This window comes from Winogradskyella jejuensis (genome assembly GCF_900129745.1).
In the GTDB taxonomy this organism is placed as follows: Bacteria; Bacteroidota; Bacteroidia; order Flavobacteriales; family Flavobacteriaceae; genus Winogradskyella; species Winogradskyella jejuensis.
Genome location: NZ_FQWS01000001.1, coordinates 60,295 through 87,227 on the forward strand (window position 1 = coordinate 60,295; position 26,933 = coordinate 87,227).

A 26,933-nucleotide genomic window follows, 5' to 3' on the forward strand; every position below is an offset into this window, starting at 1 on the left:
TAAGTAAAACGCTAGTTTTACATCAATCCTCTACCCACTTTATTATGAATATTGTTCTCCTTATACTCCTTTACAATTTTATCTAATATCCCATTGATAAACACACTACTCTTTGGTGTGGAATATTCTTTAGCGATTTCTAGATACTCGTTTATAGTCACTTTTACAGGAATTGATGGAAATTTCTGAAACTCGCAGATAGCCATTTGCAACAATACACCATCTAAACTCGCAAGTCGCTCTGCGTCCCAATTGGTTGTCTTTGCTGCAATTTCTTCAGTGAACTTGGTACTGTTTAATAATGTTTTGTATAACAAGTCTTTAGCGAAAGTTTTGTCGTCTTCGTCTTTATACAACTCAGCAATTAAATGTGTTTCTGGTTTGGTGAGTTTTAATTTGGTGAACTTTTTTATAATCGCGGTATTTACAACTGGCAAATCGTCAACCCAAGTAATTTGTTTGTCTTCAAAATAATCGAAAAGCTTATCGTTAGGTGCTATAATTTCAGCATAGACATCAATCATAAAATCTTTGTCTTCTTTTAAGTCTGAAGGTCCTTTAGCCATATATTCTTTATATAAATCGCTTTCAAAGATGGATTTGTAAATGACATCTACATACTCAAAATCTAAATCCCAAAAATTAAGTTTTCGCTTCTCAATAACTTCTTTTAGCATTGTGTTATTGCTGATAAACTCGAGTACAGCATTGTCTGCAAACTTTCGGTTAGGATTAATATCCTCCTGAGTTGCAAGCATTTTTTTTTGAGATAATTCTAACTTGGAATTGGCTTTCTTTTGTAACTCAATCATTAAAGCCATGATGGCATAATAGAGGTCAGACATCTTGTCTATACTGTTGTAAAGAAACTTTTCGTCTTTTTTAAAATCATCACTCTCAGTACCTTTAAAAGCGAATAAAGATTGCATAACTTTAATACGAATGTGTCGTCGATTGAGCATATGTAAAGAACTTATTTTTAAACCATTAAAAAGGTGAAACTAATATTTAGTTTCACCCTGCAAAAATAGTATTTCTAACTATTCTAAAAAATTATTTAGCGTTTTCTCTTCGTCTTGTTTCTATGCGTTCTTTAGCAATATTAAGAGCCGCATTGTGCGTTGTTAACTTGTTAGCTTTCGCTCGGTCTAAAATTTCTAAAGTTGTATTGTAGATGTTCTCTGTTTTACGCATTATTTCAGCACGGTCGTAGTTTTCTAGTTCGGCAAAAACATTGATAATTCCACCAGCATTAATTAAAAAATCTGGCGCATAAACAATACCTTTATCTTGAAGTAATTTTCCATGCTTCACCTCATCGGCTAACTGATTGTTGGCTGCACCTGCAATAATATCTGCTTGTATTTTATGGATGGTATCGTCGTTAATTGTCGCTCCTAAAGCACAAGGCGCGTAAATATCCATATTCTCTGAATAAATATCATGACCACCATAAATCGTAGCACCGTATTTATTTTTTACTTCTTCCAAACGTTCTTGGCTAATGTCTGCAATAGTTACGTTTGCACCTTCGTTGACCAAATGCTCTACTAAAGCTTCGCCAACATTACCAATACCTTGAACAAATACATTCTTATCTTCTAAAATATCAGAACCATATCTAAACTGCGCAGCAGCTTTCATGCCCATAAAAACACCATAAGCTGTAATTGGAGAAGGATTTCCTGCACCTCCTTTGCTTTCAGAAATTCCAGTAACAAAAGGCGTTACTTCTCTTACTGTATCCATATCTTCAGTAGCCATCCCAACATCTTCTGCAGTAATATATCGTCCGCTTAAAGAATGAACAAACTCACCAAAACGTCTCATTAACTCAGGTGTTTTTTGTGTTTTAGCATCGCCTATAATAACGGCTTTACCACCACCAAGATTCAATCCTGTAATAGCAGATTTGAAGGTCATTCCCCTAGACAAACGTAACACGTCATTTAATGCCTCCCATTCACTATTATATTGCCACATTCTTGTACCTCCAAGCGCAGGTCCCAAAACTGTGTTATGTATTCCTATTATTGCTTTTAAACCAGTATCTTTGTCATTGCAAAAAACGATTTGCTCGTGATTATCAAATGATAATTGACCAAAAACTGGGTCAGCTTTTACCAAATCTTTTGCGTCTATAACGTCTGTTGTCATGCTTAATTTTATTTAGTGCTGTTACAGAATATTTAAAAACAGCGTGCAAAAATAAATTTTTATTAAAGCATTAGCAAAATATTAACTGAAAAATAGGATTATAACAATAGCTTTGTACTCTTTTACTTTCAATGAAAGCCTTAAAACATCTTAACAAATACTTCTACAAATATCGATACAGACTTATTGTAGGTATTATCATAACTATAATAGCAAAGATTTTTGCACTCTTTACGCCACGTCTCATCGGTGCTTCTATCAATGTTATTTCAGAGAAATTTAGTGGTACCATATCGCAAGAAGATTTTGAAAGTCAATTAATAACAAATATCATTTATCTCATTGGAGCAGCTATTATTGCTGGCTTATTTACTTTTTTAATGCGACAGACCATAATCAATGTCTCAAGATATATTGAGTTTGATTTGAAAAACGAAGTTTATAAGCATTACCAAGTACTTTCACTTAGTTTCTATAAATCTAACCGTACTGGAGATTTAATGAACCGTATTAGCGAAGATGTTGGTAAAGTACGTATGTACGCTGGGCCAGCAATTATGTATACTATAAATACGGTCACGCTTTTTACAGTCGCATTAACACAAATGATTAGTACAGCACCAAAACTGACCATGTATACCATGTTGCCTTTGCCTATACTTTCTTTCATTATATATAAGCTGAGTCGACTTATTAACCACAGAAGTAAAATAGTTCAAGAGTCTTTATCAGGACTATCTTCATACACGCAGGAACAGTTTAGTGGTATTTCGGTAATTAAATCCTACACCATTGAGCCAAGTGTTAATAATGAATTTGAGATACTTTCTTCAGAAAATAGACAGAAGCAAATAGACTTAGCCAAAGTACAAGCGTTTTTCTTCCCGCTAATGATTTTGTTGATTGGCGTAAGTAACCTACTGGTTATTTTTATTGGCGGAAAGCAATACATCGATGGCGAGATTGAAAGTATTGGAACAATTGCTGAATTTATTATTTATGTGAATATGCTAACGTGGCCGGTTGCAACAGTAGGCTGGGTAACATCTATAGTACAGCAAGCTGAAGCCTCGCAGAAACGTATTAATGAATTTTTAGAGCAAGAGCCAGAAATAAAAAATACAGTTGATGAAGCTACCGCTATTGAAGGTAGAATAGAATTCAATAATGTAAGCTTTACCTATCCAGACACTAATATCACAGCACTTAAGAATGTTAGCTTTCAGCTTGAAGCTGGTGAAAAGCTAGCCATTCTTGGTATGACAGGTGCAGGCAAATCAACAATACTAGATTTAATTGGTCGACTTTACGATACACAAGAAGGTGAAATTAAAGTGGATGATAAGCTTATCACCAATATCAACTTATTCAACTTAAGAGAAAGTATTGGTTACGTACCACAAGATGCCTTCTTATTCTCAGATTCCATTAAAAACAACATCATGTTTGGGAAAGAGGATGCTACTGAAGAAGAAGTCATCGAAGCTGCAAAAAATGCTAGGGTACACAAAAACATTATTGGATTTAAAAATGGTTATAATACCATTCTTGGTGAACGCGGTATTACACTTTCGGGAGGACAAAAGCAACGCGTCTCTATTGCCAGAGCCATAATTAAATCTCCAGATATTTTATTACTCGACGATTGCTTATCCGCTGTTGATACGGAGACCGAAGAAAAAATACTGAAAAACCTCGAACGTATCTCTCATAACAAAACAACGATTATTGTTAGCCATCGTATTTCTTCAGCTAAGAATGCAGATAAGATAATTGTCTTAGACGAAGGGAGAATAATTCAGTCCGGAACTCACCAAACCCTCAAGAAAACAGAGGGTTACTACAGAGATCTCTATCTTAAACAACGCTCTGAAAAAGAAATGTAACTATTTGTTGGTTACTTTACTTTTTTTTTAGATTTTTGGATGGAATTAAAAACTCAAATCCAAATTATGAGCGATTACGAAATGATGGACAAAGAAGAGATATACTCTAAAGTATTACGTGCAGGACGCAGAACTTATTTCTTTGATGTACGAGCTACTAAAGCAGGAGACTACTATTTAACTGTAACAGAAAGTAAGAAGTTTACTAACGATGATGGATCTTTCCATTACAAAAAGCATAAAATTTACTTATACAAAGAAGATTTTATGGAGTTTAGAGAAATTTTAGGTGAAATGACAGATTATATCATTAACGAAAAAGGAACTGAGGTTATCAGTGAACGTCACCAAAAAGATTTTAAAAGAGAAGACAACGACTTTGTTTCACAGGAAGCTAAAACTCCTGAAGACACAGCAACTGAAAACTTTACGGATATCAGTTTTGATGACATTTAGAACACATCTTGTTAAATAATATTAAAAACCGTTACAGCAGTAGCGGTTTTTTTATTTTTATACTTTTAAGAAAACTAACCAACTCACATTTTATGCGTCGTATTTTATTACTCGTTTTAACTGTTTTAACAACAGTTTCATTTTCTCAGAATCAAGTTGACCTATCGTATTATTTACCTCAAGATGTCACTTACAATCCAAATATACCAACTCCAAAAAGTGTTATCGGACACGAAGTTGGCGAGTGGCACATTACACATGATAAGCTTGTACAGTATATGTATGCTTTAGCAGAAGCATCTGACCGTATTTCAATAGAAGATAGAGGAAAAACATTTGAAGACCGACCACTTCTACTGTTGACAATTTCTTCTCCAAAAAACCTAAGTAATATTAAAAATATTCAAAAGGCGCACGTTGATGCTACGCAATCAGATAATGCATTCACAGACAGACCTATTGTTGTTTATCAAGGTTTTTCCATACATGGAAACGAGCCAAGTGGCTCTAATGCTTCATTAGCGGCAGCGTATTATTTAGCAGCAGCTCAAGGACAAAAAATTGATGACTTATTAAAGAATACAGTAATATTGTTTGACCCATCTTTTAATCCTGATGGTTTGCAACGTTTTGCTTATTGGGCAAATACAAATCGTAGCCAGAATCTTAATCCAGACCCTAATGACAGAGAATATAGTGAGGTTTGGCCAGGTGGTCGTACAAATCACTACTGGTTTGACATGAATAGAGATTGGCTACCTGTACAATTACCAGAGTCGAGAGCGCGTATTAAAACATTTCACGATTGGATGCCAAATATCTTGACTGACCATCATGAAATGGGAACAAATTCTAGCTTTTTCTTTCAACCAGGGATTCCGTCGCGTACACATCCATTAACACCACAAATGAATCAGGATTTAACTAAGCAAATTGCAGCATATCATGCAAAAGCTTTCGATAAAATTGGTTCTTTATATTATTCTGAAGAAAGCTTTGATGATTTTTACTACGGCAAAGGCTCAACATTTCCAGATATTAATGGCGGAATTGGTATTTTGTTTGAACAAGCGAGTTCTAGAGGACATATCCAAGAAAGTGATAATGGTTTACTGACATTCCCGTTTACTATTCGCAATCAGTTTACGGCTGCATTATCTACTCTTGAAGCAGCAAATGCTATGAGAAAAGATATTTTGAGCTATCAATCTAATTTCTTTAAAAATTCCCGAAGTGAGGCTAAAAAAGAAGGAAATAAAGCCATTGTTTTTGGTGACGAAAAAGATGCTGCACGAACGTATCACATGGCTGAAATTTTGAATCGTCATAACATTAAATTCCACGAAGTTGATAATGATTTTGAAGCCGATGGCAAGCGCTTTAAAAAAGGTTACAGTTATATTGTTCCTAAAAATCAAAACAACACACGGTTGATTAATGCGATGTTTGAAAAACGAACCACCTTTCAAGACAGTTTGTTTTATGACATTTCGGCTTGGTCATTTCCGTTAGCATTCAATTTAGATTATACAGAAACTACTACTGCAAAGGCTGGTAAAGTTGTTTCAAATTTACAGTTTAAAACTGGTGGTGTTTCCTCTAAAAGTGATTATGGTTATTTGGTAGAATGGCACGAATATTATACTCCAAAATTCTTGTATGCCTTATTAGACAAAGGCATTCGCGCTCGTGTGAGTCAAAAACAATTTAAAGCTAACGGAAAGTCGTATGATTACGGAACCATTATGATACCTGCACAAAATCAAGATAAATCAGCTTCAGAAATTTATACCATATTGAATGACTTAGCAAAGGAAAGTCATTTGTCCGTTGATGCCGTCTCAACTGGACTTAATGACGGTATTGACCTTGGAAGTAACAATTTTAGACCATTAGAGTTACCCAAAATAGCCTTACTAGTTGGTGATGGAATGACCTCGTACGATGCTGGTGAAATATGGCATTTGCTAGATACGCGCTATGATATTCCTGTAACAAAACTAGATACTAAAAATTTCTCTAGAGCAGATATAAGTAGATACAATACCATAATTATGGTTAATGGTTCTGGTTTAAATGAAGGGAACACTAAAAAACTTCAATCTTGGATTACCAGCGGAGGGACACTCATAGGTTACAGACGTGCGCTCAACTATCTCAACAGTAAAAAACTTTTAAAAATCGAATTCAAAAAACCAAAAGTTGTTGCTAAGAATATTTCGAGAGAACAAGCGAGCGATTTTAGAGGCGCTCAAGTGATTGGTGGTGCCATTTTTGAAGCTAAACTTGACCGTTCGCATCCAATAAATTTTGGGTATAAGAATGATAAATTGCCAATGTTTAGAAACACAACGTTGTTTGTAAAACCTGATAAGAACAGTTATAACAATCCTATTCAGTATACCGAAAACCCATTGTTAAGCGGTTATATTTCTAAGCAGAATTTAGATAGTATTTCTAAAACTGTTCCATTGAAATTAGGAAATTATGGTCGTGGAAATATTGTGGCTTTTACAGATAACACCAACTTTAGAGCCTTTTGGTATGGCACAAACCGATTATTGATGAATGCGATTTTCTTTAGAGAAGATTTATGATTAGTAAAAAGTGTAAAGTTCGAGTTCTTTTTACTTCACACTTAAAACTAATTTACTGTAGAGCCATTCTTCACCTGCGTTTCAGGCGACAATAAAAAAACATCATTTTCCTTAACTGCTCCCATAACTAAGCATTCACTCATAAACTTAGCAATTTGCTTTTTAGGGAAGTTGACCACTGCAACTATTTGTCTATCTAATAAATCTTCTTTAGTATAAAGTGTTGTGATTTGTGCTGATGATTTTTTGATACCTAGCTCTCCAAAATCTATAGTTAACTTATATGCAGGGTTTCTAGCTTCAGGAAAATCATTCACGTCAATAATTGTACCTACACGTAAATCTATCTTTGTAAAATCCTCGAATGTTATTATCTTATCCATAAACTAAAACTACAAAAATTATGGCACTAACGCCCTCAAATATGTTACCGTTGGGTACAAAAGCTCCCGACTTTAAATTAATTGATACTGTAGACGATAATCTAAAATCATTAAACGAACTTAAAGGTACTAAAGGCACCTTAGTCATGTTTATTTGTAATCATTGTCCTTTTGTTATCCATGTAAATAAGGCACTTGTGAGCCTTGCAAAAGACTATAAATCTAAAGGTATAAACTTAATTGCTATTTCTAGTAATGACGTAGAAAATTATCCTCAAGATGGTCCGCAGCAAATGAAACAACACGCCAATAAAAACGGTTATATTTTTCCCTACTTATACGACCAAACTCAAGATGTTGCAAAAGCTTATGATGCAGCTTGCACACCAGATTTCTTTTTATTTAATAAAGATTTGAAACTTGTCTATACTGGTCAATTAGATGATTCTAGACCAGGAAATAATGTTCCAGTAACGGGGAAAGATTTACGCTCAGCTATAGATGCTCTTATAAATGGAGAATCTATAAACCCAAATCAGAAACCAAGTATGGGCTGTAATATTAAATGGAAAAGTTAGTTACTTTCTTAATCCATTAAAAAAGTCTTGATAGTCTTAAACGCTCTCCTTTTGGGAGTCAGGTCGTAACCTGTTTATGGAAGTAAAATACAACCTTTTAGTTTAAGATTACCAAGACTTTTGTAGTAACCAACCTTTAATTTATTTCTTATCTAATTACCTCTTAGCTGAAAGTTAATAGGAATGCTATAAGGAACACCTACATTTCTATCTCTTTGCTTACCAGGTATCATTTTTGGTAATAAGCCTATAATACGTTCTGCTTCAGTCTCTAATAATTTATCTGGACCTCTACTTTTTATTTTTGCAATATGTCCATTTTTATCTATTAAGAAAAATACGTAAACTTTACCTGTTATTCCTAAGTCTTCAGCAACTTGAGGATACTTAAAATTCTCCTGTAAATGCTCAGTAATTTTTCTCTGGAAACAAGCTCTTAATTGATCATTATTCCCTTTACAACCAGGAAAAGTTGGTACACGCTCAATAACCGCAAAAGGTACTTCTATATCTTCCTCAACCTCCTCAACTTCAACGTCCTCAACCGCTATTACAGGCTCAATAATATCATCTTGTCCTATCTCTGTACTTTCTAATACCGTCTCTTCAATCTCAGCTACATCTTCTACAACTTGTATTGCCTCGGAAACAATATTTTTAGGAGGTGGCGGCGGTGGTGTGATTTCTATATTTGTAATAGGTATATCTTCTTCCAACTGCTCGCTAAGCATTAAAATATCTGACTCTGTTAATGTCTTGTCATAGGTTTTGTACTCAAACCCAAAATAAGTTAACAGTAACATAATGTTAAGACCAACAGCAAAAAACAAGCTGCTATTTCTTCCTACATCGGCTCTGGGATTCTTTTTTACTTCCATGATTTCTAAATTTTATACTTTAAAGCTACTGAGTATAATTCAGAAAAAGTATGACAAATGTCATGCGGAAGAAAACGAGCTCTTATTACCTATAAATTATCCAATTGATTATCTGTCCCTTTTTCGCTAATTGTCCAGAAGAAACCGACAAAGAAAAATTGGTCGGCAGCTGGTGTTAAAGCCCTTCTACTAAAATTACCATTGGCATTTTGTGTATTGGCATACTGATATCCATTGATGTTATTAAAGCCAAAAACATTATTAACAGAAAAATATAGAATCTTTTGTTGACTTATAAGATAGGCCCAATTAATGCTAATATTATTAAAACTCTTTGTGCGCTCTCCTAAAAACTGATTAGTATTTGGGTCTGTATACGGACGACCCGATGCATGAACATAATCGAGTCCTATTTGGCTTTTTAAGCTCTCAACCCAATATTTACCAACTATTGAAAAGTTATGTTTACTGGCAAAGTTAGGTTGTGCAGCTGTTGGGAAATTACGGTCGTTGCGTTGTGTATCTAAAAGTGAATAACTCACCCAATAATCTAGATTTTTGATGCTTGTATTGTCTCTCCAAAATATATCTAATCCCTGAGCGTAACCATCACCGTTAGAATTGAAGTTACTATCAAAGCTTTCAAACTCTGTGTCAAACTTTACTAAGTTATCATAATCTTTTCTGTATAATTCTGCTCTAAAGATTCGCCCTTTATTGACATATTGGTAATTAAAAATGTAATGCGATGTCATTTGAGACTCTAAATCTTGAGTAAACTTTAATGAGGCTGCACTCGGATTCTGATAGAAATTACCATATGCTAAAGATACTTGTGAGTTTTCTGAGACTTTGTATGCTAATGCAGCACGAGGTGCCACATTTAGGCTTTCAAAAATTGAACTATAATCCCCACGTACGCCAACCTTTAAGGCCAAATCTTTAGAAAATACCAAATCAGCTTCGGCAAATCCTGCAGTGATATTATTTTTAAAACCATAAGAATCAGAAATAGATGTATTTGAAAAATCCTCATTAAAATCTGTTAAGAACTGTTCAACTCCAAAGTTGAGCTTAAACCTGCTGTTAAAACGTTTCTTCAACTTTAGCTTGGCATGAAAAGAGTTTTCGATATTATTAATGTCGTTTATTTCCACTCCTATTTTATTATTCGCATGCGTATAACTCAAACCTGTTACAACACTCCAATTATTATCTAGTATACCTTTATAAGAGGTATTTGTGTAGAAGTTTTTGTTATTGAGCTTAAACTGTAGACCATCAGCTTCATTAATATCTTCTTGAGTTAGTTCAAAATTAGTTGTGTCAAAAGCAGCATAGAATTTAAGTGTTCCGTTTTCAAACTTACGTCTGAATACAGCTTCGCCTTGTGCAGCTTCAAAAGGTTTTTCCCAATCATTTCTATCTTGATAAACTGCTAAATACGGTGCTAGATTTATATAGTTAGCATTTACGCTAAGTGATGATTTTTCCCATTTCTGAGTGTTTCCTAAAGACGCTCCAACAGACATAATACCAATATCTGTCTTTTCTTGGTCTGGCTCGTCTATTGTGTTTAGTAATAAAACACTTGATAGCGCTTGTCCATATTCTGCTGAATATCCTCCAGTAGAAAAAGTAATACCATCGAATAAGAAAGGTGAATAACGGCCTCGCGTAGGCAAGTTATTTGTCGTTGGCGTGTAAGGCGTAAACACACGAATACCATCTATAAAAATCTGAGTTTCGTCTGCATTTCCACCACGCACAAATAAGCGTCCATCTTCAGCATTATTAGACGTTCCTGGTAAAGTTTGTAATGCCCCTACAAAATCGCCAAGAGCACTTGCTGTTGTCACTACGTCTAGAGGCTTTAAAACTGAAACTTTACTATTGTCATTGGCTTCAAAAGTTCCGGCAGATAACACTACGGTATCTAAAGCATTAACATCTTCACGAAGTTTAATCTCTAATTTGTTTAATAAAGACACATCTAAGGTTAGTGACTTTGTTTCATAAGATAAAAATGAAACTACTAAAATTTGTGTACCAGTTTCTACCGTAGAGAATAAAAACTTCCCTTCTTCATCTGTTGTCGCGCCATCATATGTACCATCGAGATATACATTTGCTCCAACAATACTGTTTCCTTTGGAGTCGATAACTTTTCCTGATATGCTTGTTTGTGCTTGGCTGATAAGACTAAAACACAGAATTAAAATAAGATTGATGATTCTCATAATGGTTAATTTACTGTTCGTGATTTAATTGATAAGACAAACTTCCCTCCTTTTTAAAGATTAAAGAATTAATAATTACCGAACTGTAATAATCTTATGACGAATTGCATTTTTGAATTCTCAATTGAAATAGAATTTATTTTAAATTTTCAGTCTAAAAGTGTAACATAACTATATCTTTGAATACTTACAGAGTAACTAAATCAACCACCAAAAACTATTGAACAAAGAACTTGAACATAGCTTTGTAGAGCAGCTTCAAAAACACCAGAATATTGTGCATAAAGTTTGTAGGCTTTATACCAATAATCAGGATGCGCACAACGACCTATTTCAGGAAATAACGATTCAGTTATGGCGCGCCTATCCAAAGTTTAGAGGCGATAGTAAGTTTAGTACTTGGATGTATCGTGTAGGGCTTAATACCGCCATTACATTATACAGAAAGACTAAACGTCGTATACAAACTGATGATTTTGATGCCTACCAATTTAAAATCAAAGCAGAAGAATACGATAGCACAGAAGAAGAACAATTAAAGCTGTTGTACAAGGCTGTACACCAGTTAAACGACATAGAAAAAGCGCTGGTCTTTTTGTATCTTGAAGATAAAGATTACAGAGAAATTAGTGAAACCCTGGGTATAACTGAGGTTAATGCACGAGTAAAAATGAATCGTGTAAAGAAGAAATTAAAAGCAATATTAAATCCGTAAGACTATGGATGAATTAGAATTATTAAAAAAAGATTGGCAGCGCGATGCGGTAGAGTATCCAGAGCTATCTTATGATGAGATTTATAAAATGTCTCATTCAAAATCGTCGAGTATTGTAAAATGGATATTTTACATAGGACTTATTGAGTTTGCCTTTTGGTTTGTAATATCACTAGGTTTAAAAGCATTTGGATATGGTGAAGAAATTAAAAAACTAGAGTCGAGTACGATATTTGTTATACTAGCTGTAATTAGCTATGCAGTTCTATTATACTTTCTGTATAAATTCTATATGAATTACAGAAATATATCTACTACCGATAGTGCACGACGCTTAATGAAGAATATTTTAAAAACTAGAAAAACGGTTAAGGCTTACGTTATTTTTAATTTAGTCTTTTTGGTTATTGCTACTTTTTATGGTGTTTACTTTTCCCTCCAGAACGATGAAGCTTCTAAATCAATGGTAGATGCGGCAGCAGCAAATGGAGAAATGTTTAAGTTCTATGCTGGTATTATACTTGTAACGTTACTATTACTAGTTATAACTATAGGTTTTTTACTCTTATTCTATTGGTTGATTTATGGTTTATTACTAAAGCAACTCAACCAAAATTATAGAGAGTTAAAGAAGCTAGAAATCTAATATAATCGAGTATGACATTGCTAAGAAAAATTTCAAGCCCAAGTTTTGTTTTACTTTCTTTTATATCTCTATATGTCCTAGGAAGCTCAAATATATTTTCAGCGCATCCAAGTCAGTTTTCAAACCTAATTACAGCTGACGTTTTACTTACTATACCGTTTGTTTATTTAATCCTTATCAGGAAAACAGATATCCCAAAATTTACCGTAGTACCTGTTACCATTATTGGTGTTGTTTTGGCTTCTTACATTATTCCCACAGAACATCAAACCGTATTAAGATTATTCAAGACATGGGTGTTACCCATAATAGAATTGGGAATAATTTCTTTTGTCTTATTTAAAGTCGTAAAAACAATTAAGTACTTTCATTCTATAAAAACTACTAAGACAGATTTTTTCGACTTATTGAAAAAAACTAGTTCAGAAACGTTTTCAAAACCTATTTCTATTTTTCTAGCAACCGAGATAGCCGTTATTTATTATGGCTTTATTTACTGGAAGAAAAGAGCATTAAAACCGAACGAGTTTACTTATCATAAAACCAGTGGTAGTGTAGGCTTATTTATTGCTTTTATTCTAATTATTGCAGCAGAAACCATTGGCTTACATGCTATTTTATTAGAATCTAAACCTACAATAGCTTGGATTTTAACTATACTAAGTATCTACTCACTAATACAAGCACTTGGTTTTGTAAAATCCATATTAAAGCGACCTATATCCATAGAAAACGATAAACTTTATCTGCGCTATGGTATAATGAAAGAAAGCATTGTAGATATTAAAAACATAGACAAAGTAGAAATTACGTCGAAGGATTTGGAAGAAAAATCTGAAACAAAAAAATTATCACTACTAGGTAATTTAGAAAGTCACAATCTAATTTTGCATTTTAATGAAGAACAAACTATGACTAGTTTATATGGAATGACAAAAAACTACAAAAGTTTAGCTATAAGTATTGACCAAAAGGAGTGTTTTAAGTCTGAAATTGAAAAAGTACAACAAATGCTTACCAATCTCTAAGCTCTTTATTTAGTCGTTCTTTTTCTTCGAGTTCTTCTTGAGGAATTACTTTTAAAAACGAAGGATGTTGCTCTATAGCGTACTCTATTTTTTCAACAATTTCTGCTATAGATTCATTGTCGTAATCAATTTCTAGAGGCTTTTTGACTTCAAAAGATTGGTAAATATTTTTCTTTTTAATTCGCAACCCTTTCTTATCAAAAGAGCGTCTAAAACCATCAATAACTATAGGTACAACAATAGGTTTGTATTGTTTTATAATATGAGCTGTACCTTTTCTAATAGGCTTAAAAGGTGTTGTTGTGCCTTGCGGGAAAGTTACAACCCAACCATCGTCAAGAGCCTTTTTAATAGCACTAATATCGCTCATTTTTACCTGACGATTAACATCTTTACCTTGAGAGCGCCATGTACGCTCTATACTAATAGAACCTGTGTAAGCAAAAATCTTTGGGATTAGACCAGACTTCATAGTTTCTTTTGCTGCAACATAATACATGTTGAGCTTTGGATTCCATAAATAACCCACATTCTTTATGTTATCTAAACGTCCGCTAAGGCTTGCATTAAAGACATGAAACATAGCAATAACATCAGCAAAATAGGTCTGATGATTAGATATAAAAAGCACGTTAGTATCTGGTAAGTTTTTAATGATTTCAGAACCTTCTATCTGAAGTTCGTTAAAGCCCCTAAAACGGCGATGCGTTAACAAACCTAAAATTCTGATTAACCATTTTTTTACCCAAAGTACATGTCCAAAAGGATTGGTTTTAAATAAACCCATAGTATCAATCTCTCGTTAATCGGATAGCAAAAGTAATAAAATAAGCTGCTTAGAGCACCTGTTTTAATAATACTTTAATTTCACTCAACATCATAGCTGTTGCTCCCCAAACTATATGATTATTTAATTGAAATGCAGGTACCTCAACCTCAACATTGTAACTTGTTGGTACTTTTGTATTTATAACATTTACATCATTTAACAAATCATTGATTTGTACTTCAATAAGTGCCTCAACTTCTTCGTCCTGCTTTGTAAAAGACAACGTATTTTTAGATATACCAAAAAATGGATGAACCATAAAGTTACTTGGCGGAATGTATAATGGAGATAATGTTTTAAGAACTTCAATCTGTTGTGTAGGTACACCAATTTCCTCTTCGGTCTCACGTAAAGCAGTTTCCATAAGATTCTTGTCAATTTCTTCAACCTTACCACCAGGAAATCCTACTTGAGCAGAATGCACACCTTTATAAGACTTTCTTAGAATCAATACTAAGTTTGTATAATCTTTTGCATTTGGATAAAACAAGGCCATAACACCAGCTTTAGAGGCTGTTTTGCGTTTCTCTTTATATTTTTCTGCTAACTCCAATCGGTAAGGTGGTGAAAGCTTTCGATGCGCCTCTTCTCCTAAAAGTGGAAGATGTTTTATATTTACAACTGATTCTAAAAACGTATTAAAGTTCATCTATGAGAATTCTACTGTTTGTAATGATTTGTCTTTTATTTAATTGTGAAGATAAAGAAACTTCAAAACAAAATACCAAACCAAAACAAGATAAGATTGAGACCAAAACTGAAGTCTCTAAAAAACCAGAACGCCAGTATCCAAAACTTACAGATAAGAATGCTTTACAATTCTTATCTGAATACGGAGAGGAACATAACGAGAATAAAGTACGTATTGTAACCGACTTTGGTAATATTGATATTTTACTCTATGACAAGACTAAATATCATCGTGCTAATTTTATCTTTTTGGCTGAGCAAAACTATTTCAATTACACTCAATTCTATCGAGTGGTTCCAAATTTTATAATTCAAGGTGGTAGTAGCGACGGCATGGACATTGCTAAACGTCGTAAAAAAATTGGACGTTATTTATTGCCCCCAGATACTAAAAAAGGGTATACTCATAAGCGCGGTGCTATTTCTATGCCTAGTAGCGAGATAGAAAACGCTTATAAATTAGCGTCGCCATATCAATTTTTCATAGTAAACCGTAAAGGCGGCGCACCATTTTTAGATGAAGGATATACTGTTTTTGGTGAAGTCATTGATGGCATGGATGTCGTTGACGAAATTAATGCTGTAGAAACTGATGAAGGCGAATGGCCTATAAAAAGCGTATATATTAAAACTGTTGAGATTATAGAATAAGCTAAACTTCATGTTTATAAAGACTTGGCAATTTTAACTTAAATATAACGGCCAATAAACGAATAGTAATCACTACTGCTCCCGCGATTAAAAAAAGATAGTTTCTATTTTCTAGAAATTCTAACATTAAAAAGTAAGATAATCCACCAACAATACAAGCTGTTGCATAAACTTCTTTTCTAAAAATTACAGGAATTTCATTACAAAGAATATCTCGTATCACACCTCCAAAACATGCGGACATTGTCCCCAAAATGATACATATTATTGGATGTAATTCTGCATTAAGGCCTTTTTCTATACCAATAACAGTGTAAAGTCCAATGCCAATAGTATCAAACAAAAATAAAGAGCGCCTTAAGTGTTTTAAATAATTTCTAAATAAAACAGCGAAAAGTGCGGCAAGTGATATCACCGATATAAAGGTCATATCCTTCATCCAAAAAACTGGTGTTGCTCCGATAAGTACATCTCGTAATGTGCCTCCACCAACTGCAGTAACAAATGCAATGATAAATACGCCAAAAGCATCCATCTTTTTGTTCATTGCTACGAGCACACCGGAAATGGCAAAAGCAATTGTTCCTAAAATATCTATGGTTTGGATGAACACTATAGTTTGATTTTTAATTTATAATTCATCTCTCTTTTTTATAAGAAGAAATACTTACAGTCACTCTTCAACTTCGCTCAGCATATGCAATCCGCATCCTTTTCGGTTAAGTAAAATAGTTCTCTGCTACATTTCGTACTTTTTTAGATGCCGAAATAAATTCGGCATAAGCGATTCGCACAATCCCGACATTCGGAATTGGCTATCTGCTTACATATTTTGAGTGTAATAGTTGTAGTCTTTTAAAACTGTATCAATAAACTGTAAATCGTATAATTCCGACTTAATATTTAAAACATCACAGATTTTGTTTCTAAGCATGTGGAGCGTTTTGTAATCGTTATTCTTTTGAGAGATTAGAAATGCCTCTTTGACGATACGCACGTCTTTATCTGTAAGTTGAGTAACGTTGCTAAAAACTGGAGTATAATCATCTGTAATATCTTCTAAAATGGTACTTGTAATTTTGTGCTTTTTCTTCACACTAATCACAACAGTTCCTGAAGCAGAGTCGCCTACCCGTTGTTTTTTTTCAGATAATAAAATACTCAACACGCCAATAGAAGAGAAAAACAACCAAATATCAACTATTCGTAACATCCACCTAACTAGCAAATTATACCATTGTGTTGGGGCACCATCTAAACGTACCACCTTAATTTTCATAATCATCTTCCCAATAGTACGACCACCAAATGCGATATGGCATATCAAAGAATAGAAGAATGCGGGCAAATAAAAAAGTCCTAAAAAGCCTCTTCTTGTCCAACCATCTGCATCAAATATCTGAGAGAGGTTAACTAAGTTTTCCATGATGGTCATATATGTAAGTAAAATAACACCATCTATTAGAAAAGCCACCATGCGTTCTCCAAGACCAATTAGCTTATAATCTAAGTTTACATTTTGTGCAGTGTTAATTGCTAATTTGCTCATTGAAATGTATATTCGTTTTTAAATTTAAAAAGAGTTTATGCGCGAAGCATCTTTCGTTAAGCAAAATAAGGAAAAATGGATTGTATTTGAAAAAGCATTAAATAATAATGTAAAAATAAATCCTGATGATTTAGCTTCATATTATATTCAATTGACCAACGATTTAGCCTATGCGCAAACGTATTATCCTGAAAGTAAGACCTTACTTTACTTAAACTCTTTGGCCTCACAGGCTCATCAAAAAATTTATATCACAAAAAAAGAATCAAAAAACAAAATTGTTTCGTTTTGGAGAGATGAGTTTCCGTTATTTTTTCGTCAGTATCACAAAACTTTATTACATACATTTTTAATTTTCATGGCTGCCGTTATTATTGGTGCTGTGTCTACACTTAATGACGATTCTTTTGTAAGACTTATTCTAGGAGATGGTTATGTAAATATGACAATTGAAAATATTGAAAAGGGAGAACCTATGGCTGTCTATAAAAGCGGAAGTAATATTGGTTCGTTTTTAGGAATAACCATTAACAATATTCGTGTAGCAATAATCGCTTTTGCTTTTGGTGTATTTTTTAGCGTAGGGACAATTTATGTTTTGTTTAGTAATGGCATAATGCTAGGGGCATTTATTACATTTTTCTACAACTATGGTATCCTAGAAAAAACCTCAACAGTATGGTTGCATGGTACTATAGAGATTTCTGTGATTGTAATTGCTGGATGTGCAGGTTTAGTTATGGGAAATAGCTTTTTATTTCCAAAAACATATTCAAGACGAGTAGCTTTTATGAAAGGTGCAAAAGATGGATTAAAAATTGTGGTGAGTACAATACCGTTTTTTATAATAGCAGGTTTTATTGAAGGTTTTATAACAAGATATGGTGAGCAGATGCCTTGGTTTTTAGCATACGGTATTATCTTTTTATCTCTGTTTGTTATCGTTTATTATTATATCATATATCCCATTCTACTTAACAAAGCGGTTAATAGAAGTGTCCCTAAATTACAACTTGCGTGAAACAAACCTATATAGAATTTAGAAATCGTAGCGGTTTTGGAGATATTATTAATAACTACTTTTTGTTCTTAAAATATAACTTTAAGGATTACAGCTCTCTGTATTTGAGATACAATGCCATAAGCATTATATTAACAATAATTAGTTCTTACTTATTAGTTACGGGTTTTATGGGGCTTGCAAGTAAAGATTTTAGATTTGGAATGGGAAGTAACGTTGAAACAGAAAGTTACTTTTTTGCAGGGGCTATTATCTTATTCTTAGTAATATTTGTAACCTCACTTATTAACTACAGCTTCTCGAGTTCTTATGTGGCGCAGTATGTTGCTACTAATGGCAATGTGGAATCTAAATCTATCTGGAAACAAATTATTAAGAATATAGGTGATATTATTATACTTATAATTGTAGGTGGACTCATGTATTTTATCTATTTAGTTATATCCCTAATGATATCTTTTATACCTTTTCTAGGATTCATTGCACAATACGCAATGAGCTTTACCCTTTCTGCTATTTTTGGACTTACGTTTATGTCCATGTTCTCTAAGAATAAAGGATTCAGTAGTGCCATATCTGAAGGATTTAATTTTACTTTTAATAACTTCCTGAAAGTCATTGGTTATGGATTGGTTATAGGCATCCTTAATCTTATGATTACTGCTTTAATTTTGGCTATTCCTGGTTTTATAATTGGTATTTATGCTTACTTTTCTATTGAAAGTAATGTAGACTTAGTTGGCAATACCTTTTCTACTTTAGTATTTACATTGGGTTTTATAATGTTCATCTTATCCTTTGTTTACACTCAAGCGCTTACTCAAGTTGCATTTGGTGTATTGTACTTTAATTTATTTGAACTAAAGCATAATACTTTTTTACAAGAAAAGATTAATCAAATTGGTCTTAATGAATAGTAAAAAGACTAAATATACTATAGCCTTGGGGCTATTAACGTCTTTTCTTGCAAAAGCTCAAGAAGTCGTACAAGATTCTTCTAAGATTGATATCATCTCTTTTAAAGAAGGATTAGCAGAACGTTACTCAGGTGATGAATTTAATTATAATATCAATGATACTGGAGGAGTTAATCTTATCCAACGTGTTCTCCGTAAGTTTTTTGGATGGTTAAGTGATTTATTTGGCTTCGATGTAAGTTTTGTAAACTACAAAACACTAGAGTATATCATTTATGGACTTTTGGGTTGCGGCGCTTTATATCTGTTGATTAAGTTTTTATTAGAAAACCCTGTAAGCTCTGTATTTAAAACTGAAACCAAGACTATTGATGGATTTAATTATATAGAAGAGAATATCGAAACTATTGATTTCGACTCTCTAATCACAGATGCTCTAAAGGATAACAATTACAGATTAGCAACGCGTTTTCTTTATCTTAAATCTCTTAAAACTTTGAGTACAAAAGGAATTATAGAATGGCACTATGATAAAACCAATAATGATTATTTACAAGAGATAAAGGATAATCAAGTTAAATCATTATTCAAGAGAGCTTCATATATATATGACTACGTTTGGTATGGAGAATTTCCAATAGATGAAGCCAACTATAATAAGAATAAAGCTGATTTTCATCAACTCGCTAAAGTAAAATCAAATGGATAAACGCTCAAAAATTGTATTATATGTTATTGCAGCAGTTATCCTGATGTTGATGATTGCCGAAATAGCCAAACCAAAACCACTTAATTGGAGTGATTCTTATTCGGCCGCAGACAAAATCCCTTTAGGTTGCTACGTACTTTACAACGAACTTGAAACATTTAGTGATGGTGAGGTACTAGAAAACACAGAGTCTATTTACTTATATCTTAATAATAAAACCGAAAGCGAAGAGAAGCAATCTCTCTTTATGATTAACAGCTATGTAAATTTAACGGAGCAAGACACAGACGCACTTTTAGAGTTTGTAGATGATGGAAATATTGTATTATTAAGTAGTAAAGGGTTATACGGGAAATTAGCTGACACACTTAATCTAACTATTAGATTAGACTATTCTGGCTTATACAAAGAGCCGGCAAATAATCAATTTACCAGTCCAAATCAGAAAGAAAATAACACACTTTTTAAAGATGTTATTGAAAATGCTTTTATCACTTCTGTGGACACCTTGAATACTACCATATTAGGAACTGTGAAGGGTGAAGACAAAGATGAAACACACCCAAATTTTATAAAAACAGCTTTTGGTAAAAATAATGGTGCGTTTTATATACACACCAATCCATACGCTTTTACCAATTATCATATCTTGAATGGTAGTGAAAATTACACGAGTACCGTACTCTCCTATTTACCAAAGCAACAAATAATTTGGGACAACTATTATAAAAGCGGGAGAAAAGTTATCACTAGTCCTTTACGCTATATCTTAACAAATCCAGCCTTAAAATGGGCATTTTATATCAGTATGTTTAGCCTCATATTATTTATAATATTCAAAGGAAAACGTACACAACGTATTATTCCTGTCATTAATAAGCTAGAAAACTCTACAGTAGAGTTTACTCAAACCATTGGTGAACTGTATTATCAACATGGTGATTACTCTAACATAATCGCTAAGAAAATTCAATATTTCTTAGAATTTATAAGAACCAAATACTTCTTAAATACAAATAATCTTAATACAAGCTTTATAGAAAAGCTAGCTATTAAATCATCCAACACAAAAGAAGATGCTAAAGCCATTGTAGATTATTTATTATATCTAAAATCAAAGAATACACATACCGAGACTGAACTCATTGAGCTGAATAAAAAAATTGAAAAATTCACAAAAAATAATTTCTAATGGAAGAACAAAACATATCACCAGACCCAGAAAATACACAGTCGCCTCAAGAAGAAAATACGAGCCAAGATATAGAACAAACTCAAGAGTCTAATACTTTTGAAAGTCGTATTGATTTAAAACCACTTCAAGACAGTGTTGAGCAAATAAAAAACGAAATTGCAAAGATTATAGTTGGACAAAACGAAATGATCGAATTACTTATCATTTCTATACTCACAAATGGTCATGCTTTAATCGAAGGTGTTCCAGGAGTTGCAAAAACAGTAACCGCTAAGTTACTTGCCAAAACTATGGACGTAGATTTTAGTCGTATTCAATTTACTCCGGACTTAATGCCTAGCGACATATTAGGAACATCTGTCTTTAATGTAAAAACAAATGATTTTGAATATAAAAAGGGACCTATTTTCTCAAATATTGTACTCATTGACGAGATTAATAGAGCACCAGCAAAAACACAAGCAGCGCTTTTTGAAGTTATGGCAGAACGCCAAATAACTATGGATGGAACTCAGTACAACATGACTGCGCCATTCTTGGTTTTTGCAACCCAAAATCCAATAGAGCAAGAAGGAACATACCGCTTACCTGAAGCACAATTAGACCGTTTTCTATTCAAAATAAATGTGGACTACCCTACATTAGAAAACGAAGTTCAGATTTTAACGGACAACCACAACAGACAAGACAAAATGGATTTTGAGAATATAACCTCTGTTCTTTCTGCTGAAAACATTACAAAGTATCAAGAGCTCATCAAACAGGTTATTGTAGAGGATAATTTACTCAATTACATTGCATCAATTGTACACAATACAAGAACAAATGCCAACTTATATTTAGGAGCATCACCAAGAGCTTCAATTGCTATACTAAATGCATCTAAAGCTAACGCAGCAATTAATGGTCGTGATTTTGTAACCCCAGACGATATTAAACGCTGTACAAAAGCTGTTTTACAGCACAGATTAGTTCTAACCCCAGAACGTGAAATGGAAGCCTTTACCGTTGATAAAGTAGTAGACCAGATTCTAGAAACAATAGAGATTCCTAGATAGTGAAGCGCTTATTAAGACATACATATTTAACCTCTCGCTTTTTTACTATAGCTGGTATCTTGGTTGGGCTCTATATACTTGCCTATCTTTTTCCTGGTCTATTTAGTATTGTAAAAATGCTATTCTATGTTAGTTTAGGGTTATTGGTAATAGACCTAATTCTATTGTACAAGCAAAAGGGACTTCATGCTACTCGTGTTTTACCAGAAAAATTAAGTAATGGAGATGATAATCCTATAGAAATCTCATTAAGCAATAGTTATAATTATTTAACAGAACTCTTACTTATCGATGAGCTGCCGTTTCAATATCAAAAAAGAGATTTTGAAATTGAAACCGTCTTGAAACCTCAAGAAAAAAAGAAAATTACCTACACTTTAAGACCTCTCGAGCGAGGTGAGTACTATTTTGGTAATCTTAATATCTATGTTAACTCACCAATAAAATTAGCAACCCGAAGATTTCAATTTGGTAAGGATGCTATGGTACCTAATTATCCTTCGTTTCTTCAATTGCGTAAGTATATGCTTTTGGCTTTTTCCAATAAGTTGTTCGAATATGGTCTAAAGAAGATAAGACGAATAGGCCATACTATGGAATTTGAGCAAATCAAAGACTATGTTATGGGTGACGACATCAGAAACATTAATTGGAAAGCTACAGCTAAAAGAAACCAATTAATGGTAAATCAATTTCAGGATGAGCGCTCACAACCCATTTATAGTGTTATTGACAAAGGTCGTGCTATGATGATGCCATTTGATGGTTTAAGTTTGCTTGACTATGCCATTAATTCCACTTTAGTCATTAGTAATGTGGCATTAAAGAAACAAGATAAAGCTGGTATGTTTACCTTCTCTAGAAAAGTTGAGAATAGAGTTATTGCCGAGCGAAGACCTTCTCAAATGAATAACATCTTAGAGACCTTATATAATGTTAAGACAGACTTTTCAGAATCTGATTTTGCAAGGTTATATGTAGATGTAAAACGAAACATAACACATAGAAGTCTTCTATTGCTCTATACAAATTTTGAAACTTTAGATGCTTTACATCGTCAATTACCTTACTTACAGGCTATTGCAAAAAATCATTTATTAGTGGTTATCTTTTTTGAAAATACAGAGTTACATCAGCTCACAAAAGATAAAGCCGAGAATACTTATGAGATATTTCAAAAAACAATAGCTGAGAAGTTTATCTACGAGAAAAAACTCATCGTTAACGAACTTCATAAGTATGGTATTCAAACCATTCTAACAGCTCCAGAGCAGCTTACCGTAAATACCATCAACAAATATTTAGAGATTAAGGCAAGAGGTTTACTCTAAATTTCTATTCTATTACAACTCATCATCTTAAAATTACATTTCGGTAAGTTAGATTATTTACAAATTAGGTTTTATTGGATATTTGAATCATCAAAAACGAACAAACCATTAAAACAATAATATCATGAAGAATTTAATTTTAACCATCGCTTTAATTTTTACATCTCTAATCGGGTTTTCACAAGGAGGAATAACCATTACCGTAACCATAGACAATGTATCTAATAATGAAGGTACCGTTGGAATGGCTTTAAATACAGCAGATACTTTTATGAAAGCTGCGCCTGTAATGGCTAAATCCTCAAAAATTGAAGACAATAAAGTCGTTATAACTTTTGAAAACGTACAACCAGGAGAGTATGCCATATTAGCTAACCATGATGCAAATAGCAATGGTAAAATGGACTTTAGAGAAAACGGCATGCCTCTTGAAGCTTATGGCGCATCTAATAATGTTATGAACTTTGGACCTCCACAATTCTCGGATGCTAAATTCAATGTAGCGGATAAAGATTTAGAATTAAATATTAGATTCTAAAGACAAATTACTCATCAATCATCATAAAAAAAGACCGCAAATTGCGGTCTTTTTGATTTAAATTATGATACAATTGATATCAAAAGGAATAGTTTTTAGTAATTTTGTATTCTAATTCAATTGAAAATGACAATCACTCAACTAAAATATGCGCTTGCTATAGCAGAACACAAAAATTTCACTAAAGCTGCTGAAAGCTGTTTTGTAACTCAGCCTACTTTAAGTACGCAAATACAAAAATTAGAAGACGAGCTTGATGTTATTATTTTCGATAGAGGCAAAAAACCTATAGAACTTACTGATGTAGGTCGTAAAATTGTGTTTCAGGCACGAAATATTGTTAATGAAGCTGAAAGAATTCAAGATATTGTAGATCAGCAAAAAGGATTCATAGGAGGCGAATTTAGATTAGGTATTATCCCTACAGTAATGCCTACACTGCTTCCGATGTTTCTCAAAAACTTCATCAAAAAATATCCAAAAGTAAAACTCAAAATAGAGGAGTTAACCACTGAAGAGGTTTTAGCACGTATTAACGAAGGACATTTAGATGCAGCCATTGCTGCAACTCCGTTAGAAAACGACAATATAAAAGAACGTGTCCTTTATTACGAACCTTTTGTAGCATATATACCAGACAACCACAGATTAAGAGACAAAAAGACAATTGAAGTATCAGATTTGGATATCGAGGACATGCTATTACTTGAAGATGGACATTGCTTTAGAGATGGTGTCATTAATCTTTGCAAAACGTTTAAAGACCAAGTAGATGATAGTTTTCAATTAGAAAGTGGAAGTATCGAAACCTTGATAAAACTCTCAAATGAAGGCTTAGGAATGACTCTCTTACCTTACTTACATACACTAGATTTTAGAGAGAAGTTAAGTCATAACCTTAGACATTTTAAAGAACCCTCTCCAGCCAGAGAAGTAAGTATTATTTATCACAAAAGTGAATTAAAAATGCAGATTATAGATGCCATGCATAATGTAATCTCTGGAATTATTAGAGGCGCTATAGCTTTTCAGAATGTAGAAATTATTAGCCCATTACCAAAATAAAAAAAGCGACTCGTAAGTCGCTTTTTCTTATGCTTTTAAATAAACCAAACACTGGTTTAATTCTGGGTTTTGATGTATTAAACTTTGAATAAATATTCTCAGTTCTTCAAGTTCGTAGGGTAACAAGCGTTTCACGGCTTTTTGAACTTCTTTACAAAATAGTGTTGCATCAAAGCTCACTTTACTAAGTACGGTCTTAGTGTACTCGAACATTGCTCTCGCCATAGGTTCAAAGGGGATTTAGTTAAACGAAAGTATAATTGCTCAATAAGCTATAATTTTAAATTCTTTTAAATTTAGAAAAAAAATGATTTGCTTTAATTTTTATGATTGAAAATTTAACAGCTTCTTATGTTAAAAATTCTCGATTAACGAAAATTAAAACCGATTATCTCCATCTAATAGGTCTCCTAAACCACCGAGAATACTACCCTCGCCTCGACCTTTTCCTCCAGATTTAGGAGCAGATGCGATAACACGATCTGCTAGTCTACTAAATGGTAAAGATTGAACATAAACTATTCCTGGACCTTCGAGCTTAGCGAAAAATAAACCTTCACCTCCAAATACAGAGTTTTTAATTCCTCCGACAAATTCGATATCGTAATTTACGCCTTGAGTAAATCCAACGATACAACCGGTGTCCACTTTTATAATCTCTCCAGCTTCAAGTGTACGCTCTGCCATTGTACCACCAGCATGGACAAAGGCCATACCATCTCCTTCGAGCTTCTGCATAATAAAACCTTCTCCTCCAAATAGACCACGACCCAATTTTTTAGAAAACTCAATGCCCACACTTACGCCCTTAGCTGCGCACAAAAAAGCATCTTTCTGACAAATAAATTTACCGCCAAATTCCGTTAAGTCTATTGGAATAATTTTACCTGGATAAGGCGAAGCAAAAGACACATTTCGTTTACCTACTAAGTCATTATAAAATGCCGTCATAAATAAACTCTCTCCAGTTAATATGCGTTTACCTGCTCCCCATATTTTTCCGAATATACCTTTATCTTTTTCTGAGCCATCACCAAAAATGGTATCCATTTTAATCCCTTCATCCATCATCATAAAACTTCCTGATTCTGCTATAACACCTTCATTTGGGTCAAGCTCAATCTCTACATATTGCATTTCTTCGCCGTAAATACGGTAGTCTATTTCGTGTGCTGTCATAATTATTTTTTTAATTGCTGTAATTATATGTTGGCTTCAAAACAAATTTGTTACACTAATTTTTAACTTTTAGAGTCCATTCAAAATTAAAATCAGACACCTCTATACCATCTGCATTAACGCCTTTTGCGTTAAGCCAAACCGTTTGGCCTTCTTTTGTAGCAATCGCATTTTTAATGGCCTCATCTATTTTATGCCCTTCTACGCATTCAAAAGTAATTCTACCTGTTGCCTTTTTTGTGAAAGAAGCATTGTTATTTGCCACTAGCATTGATACTCTTTCACCGCTTTCTCTAATCTTTTTCATTACTAAAGCACCTGTTGTGAGCTCGGCAGCCATACCTTGAACAGCCCAAAACATAGAATTAAACGGATTTTGATTTATCCAACGGTGTTTAACACTAACTGTACACTTTGTATCATCTAAATAGGTTGTACGTACTCCTGTAAAATAAGCTGCAGGCAGCTTAAACATAAGATATTTATTGAGTTTTGATGGTGTGATTTTCATTGATTATAATATTATTCTGCACTAAAATAAGTCAAATATTTAGGCTTAACTAATGTTAATAAAATGTTAATTTTTAGTACTATGCGTAACATAATACCTTCTTTTAGACATATATTTGTATAAGAA

General features: G+C 33.3%; 28 protein-coding genes. 16 read left to right on the forward strand and 12 right to left on the reverse strand.

Annotation, left to right across the window (positions count from 1 at the left end; translation table 11 throughout):
* Nucleotides 1-17: 17 nt before the first annotated feature.
* A complete protein-coding gene (gene nusB, locus BUB95_RS00310) occupies nt 18-929 on the reverse strand; it encodes a transcription antitermination factor NusB (RefSeq protein WP_073081462.1) in 912 nt (303 codons plus the stop codon).
* A 124-nt stretch (nt 930-1,053) separates the two neighbouring features.
* Nucleotides 1,054-2,157 (reverse strand): Glu/Leu/Phe/Val family dehydrogenase, encoded by a 1,104-nt coding sequence (locus BUB95_RS00315; protein WP_073081466.1) that lies wholly within the window; start codon nt 2,155-2,157, stop codon nt 1,054-1,056.
* Between the two features lie 131 nt (nt 2,158-2,288).
* On the opposite strand from BUB95_RS00315, the gene BUB95_RS00320 reads away from it, so the two are divergent.
* The 3 genes from BUB95_RS00320 (at nt 2,289) to BUB95_RS00330 (ending at nt 7,096) form a co-directional block, all read left to right on the forward strand.
* Nucleotides 2,289-4,043 carry an ABC transporter ATP-binding protein gene (locus tag BUB95_RS00320; protein ID WP_073081468.1) on the forward strand — a complete coding sequence of 585 codons (1,755 nt, stop codon included), beginning with the start codon at nt 2,289-2,291 and terminating at the stop codon, nt 4,041-4,043.
* A 66-nt stretch (nt 4,044-4,109) separates the two neighbouring features.
* Nucleotides 4,110-4,499, forward strand: coding sequence for a PUR family DNA/RNA-binding protein (locus BUB95_RS00325; RefSeq protein ID WP_073084976.1), 390 nt, complete (start codon nt 4,110-4,112; stop codon nt 4,497-4,499).
* 92 nt (nt 4,500-4,591) lie between these two features.
* Nucleotides 4,592-7,096 carry a M14 family zinc carboxypeptidase gene (locus BUB95_RS00330; protein ID WP_073084978.1) on the forward strand — a complete coding sequence of 835 codons (2,505 nt, stop codon included), beginning with the start codon at nt 4,592-4,594 and terminating at the stop codon, nt 7,094-7,096.
* 47 nt (nt 7,097-7,143) lie between these two features.
* On the opposite strand, the gene BUB95_RS00335 is transcribed toward BUB95_RS00330, so the two are convergent.
* Nucleotides 7,144-7,479 carry a tRNA-binding protein gene (locus BUB95_RS00335; protein ID WP_073081471.1) on the reverse strand — a complete coding sequence of 112 codons (336 nt, stop codon included), beginning with the start codon at nt 7,477-7,479 and terminating at the stop codon, nt 7,144-7,146.
* A 20-nt stretch (nt 7,480-7,499) separates the two neighbouring features.
* Here BUB95_RS00335 and BUB95_RS00340 point away from each other — a divergent pair, with 20 nt between their 5' ends.
* Nucleotides 7,500-8,057, forward strand: a complete 558-nt coding sequence (locus tag BUB95_RS00340; protein WP_073081474.1) for a thioredoxin family protein — start codon at nt 7,500-7,502, stop codon at nt 8,055-8,057.
* Between the two features lie 152 nt (nt 8,058-8,209).
* On the opposite strand, the gene BUB95_RS00345 is transcribed toward BUB95_RS00340, so the two are convergent.
* Together BUB95_RS00345 and BUB95_RS00350 are read right to left on the reverse strand one after the other, a co-directional pair.
* Nucleotides 8,210-8,935, reverse strand: a complete 726-nt coding sequence (locus BUB95_RS00345) for an energy transducer TonB (RefSeq protein WP_073081476.1) — start codon at nt 8,933-8,935, stop codon at nt 8,210-8,212.
* Nucleotides 8,936-9,024: 89 nt separating this feature from the next.
* Nucleotides 9,025-11,175 (reverse strand): TonB-dependent receptor, encoded by a 2,151-nt coding sequence (locus BUB95_RS00350; RefSeq protein ID WP_073081479.1) that lies wholly within the window; start codon nt 11,173-11,175, stop codon nt 9,025-9,027.
* A 220-nt stretch (nt 11,176-11,395) separates the two neighbouring features.
* Between BUB95_RS00350 and BUB95_RS00355 the strand changes: the two genes are divergently transcribed.
* From BUB95_RS00355 to BUB95_RS00365, 3 genes are read left to right on the forward strand one after another with little or no spacing between them, the layout of a single operon-like run.
* Nucleotides 11,396-11,890, forward strand: a complete 495-nt coding sequence (locus tag BUB95_RS00355) for an RNA polymerase sigma factor (protein WP_073081482.1) — start codon at nt 11,396-11,398, stop codon at nt 11,888-11,890.
* 4 nt (nt 11,891-11,894) lie between these two features.
* On the forward strand, nt 11,895-12,536 hold the full coding sequence (locus BUB95_RS00360; RefSeq protein ID WP_073081500.1) for a hypothetical protein: 642 nt from the start codon (nt 11,895-11,897) through the stop codon (nt 12,534-12,536).
* A gap of 11 nt (nt 12,537-12,547) precedes the next feature.
* The gene (locus BUB95_RS00365) at nt 12,548-13,564 is read left to right on the forward strand and encodes a hypothetical protein (protein ID WP_073081503.1); all 1,017 of its coding nucleotides are present in this window, start codon (nt 12,548-12,550) and stop codon (nt 13,562-13,564) included.
* Here the strand turns inward: BUB95_RS00365 and BUB95_RS00370 are convergent.
* Both BUB95_RS00370 and BUB95_RS00375 read right to left on the reverse strand, forming a co-directional pair.
* A complete protein-coding gene (locus BUB95_RS00370; protein WP_073081505.1) occupies nt 13,551-14,351 on the reverse strand; it encodes a lysophospholipid acyltransferase family protein in 801 nt (266 codons plus the stop codon). The two genes, BUB95_RS00365 and BUB95_RS00370, sit on opposite strands and share 14 nt — an antisense overlap.
* Nucleotides 14,352-14,400: 49 nt before the next feature.
* Nucleotides 14,401-15,042 (reverse strand): NUDIX hydrolase, encoded by a 642-nt coding sequence (locus BUB95_RS00375; RefSeq protein ID WP_073081508.1) that lies wholly within the window; start codon nt 15,040-15,042, stop codon nt 14,401-14,403.
* A gap of 2 nt (nt 15,043-15,044) precedes the next feature.
* Between BUB95_RS00375 and BUB95_RS00380 the strand changes: the two genes are divergently transcribed.
* Entirely contained in the window at nt 15,045-15,734 is a 690-nt protein-coding gene (locus BUB95_RS00380) for a peptidylprolyl isomerase (RefSeq protein WP_073081511.1), read from the forward strand.
* A gap of 1 nt (nt 15,735) precedes the next feature.
* Here BUB95_RS00380 and BUB95_RS00385 read toward each other — a convergent pair whose 3' ends face one another.
* Entirely contained in the window at nt 15,736-16,347 is a 612-nt protein-coding gene (locus tag BUB95_RS00385) for a trimeric intracellular cation channel family protein (RefSeq protein ID WP_073081513.1), read from the reverse strand.
* A 210-nt stretch (nt 16,348-16,557) separates the two neighbouring features.
* Complete coding sequence (locus tag BUB95_RS00390) at nt 16,558-17,283, reverse strand: RDD family protein (protein WP_073081516.1); 726 nt, start codon at nt 17,281-17,283, stop codon at nt 16,558-16,560.
* A 37-nt stretch (nt 17,284-17,320) separates the two neighbouring features.
* Here BUB95_RS00390 and BUB95_RS00395 point away from each other — a divergent pair, with 37 nt between their 5' ends.
* The 8 genes from BUB95_RS00395 to BUB95_RS00430 all read left to right on the forward strand — a co-directional run bounded on the left by BUB95_RS00395 (nt 17,321) and on the right by BUB95_RS00430 (nt 25,117).
* Nucleotides 17,321-18,304 (forward strand): stage II sporulation protein M, encoded by a 984-nt coding sequence (locus BUB95_RS00395; protein ID WP_073081518.1) that lies wholly within the window; start codon nt 17,321-17,323, stop codon nt 18,302-18,304.
* Complete coding sequence (locus BUB95_RS00400) at nt 18,301-19,221, forward strand: stage II sporulation protein M (protein WP_073081521.1); 921 nt, start codon at nt 18,301-18,303, stop codon at nt 19,219-19,221. Before BUB95_RS00395 ends, BUB95_RS00400 begins: the two co-directional genes overlap by 4 nt.
* Nucleotides 19,214-19,930, forward strand: coding sequence for a hypothetical protein (locus BUB95_RS00405; RefSeq protein ID WP_073081523.1), 717 nt, complete (start codon nt 19,214-19,216; stop codon nt 19,928-19,930). The genes BUB95_RS00400 and BUB95_RS00405 overlap by 8 nt, the downstream gene beginning before the upstream one ends.
* A complete protein-coding gene (locus BUB95_RS00410) occupies nt 19,923-21,122 on the forward strand; it encodes a DUF4350 domain-containing protein (protein ID WP_073081533.1) in 1,200 nt (399 codons plus the stop codon). Before BUB95_RS00405 ends, BUB95_RS00410 begins: the two co-directional genes overlap by 8 nt.
* A complete protein-coding gene (locus BUB95_RS00415) occupies nt 21,122-22,183 on the forward strand; it encodes an AAA family ATPase (RefSeq protein ID WP_073081535.1) in 1,062 nt (353 codons plus the stop codon). Before BUB95_RS00410 ends, BUB95_RS00415 begins: the two co-directional genes overlap by 1 nt.
* The gene (locus tag BUB95_RS00420; protein ID WP_073081539.1) at nt 22,183-23,514 is read left to right on the forward strand and encodes a DUF58 domain-containing protein; all 1,332 of its coding nucleotides are present in this window, start codon (nt 22,183-22,185) and stop codon (nt 23,512-23,514) included. Before BUB95_RS00415 ends, BUB95_RS00420 begins: the two co-directional genes overlap by 1 nt.
* A gap of 124 nt (nt 23,515-23,638) precedes the next feature.
* A complete protein-coding gene (locus BUB95_RS00425) occupies nt 23,639-24,052 on the forward strand; it encodes a DUF2141 domain-containing protein (protein ID WP_073081542.1) in 414 nt (137 codons plus the stop codon).
* A 126-nt stretch (nt 24,053-24,178) separates the two neighbouring features.
* Entirely contained in the window at nt 24,179-25,117 is a 939-nt protein-coding gene (locus tag BUB95_RS00430) for a LysR substrate-binding domain-containing protein (protein ID WP_073081545.1), read from the forward strand.
* Between the two features lie 27 nt (nt 25,118-25,144).
* Here the strand turns inward: BUB95_RS00430 and BUB95_RS14360 are convergent, their stop codons facing one another.
* The 3 genes from BUB95_RS14360 to BUB95_RS00445 form a co-directional block, all read right to left on the reverse strand.
* The gene (locus tag BUB95_RS14360; RefSeq protein ID WP_073081548.1) at nt 25,145-25,342 is read right to left on the reverse strand and encodes a hypothetical protein; all 198 of its coding nucleotides are present in this window, start codon (nt 25,340-25,342) and stop codon (nt 25,145-25,147) included.
* Nucleotides 25,343-25,495: 153 nt separating this feature from the next.
* Entirely contained in the window at nt 25,496-26,296 is an 801-nt protein-coding gene (locus tag BUB95_RS00440) for a TIGR00266 family protein (RefSeq protein WP_073081551.1), read from the reverse strand.
* A gap of 55 nt (nt 26,297-26,351) precedes the next feature.
* Entirely contained in the window at nt 26,352-26,807 is a 456-nt protein-coding gene (locus tag BUB95_RS00445) for a DUF4442 domain-containing protein (protein WP_073081554.1), read from the reverse strand.
* Nucleotides 26,808-26,933: the final 126 nt, after the last annotated feature.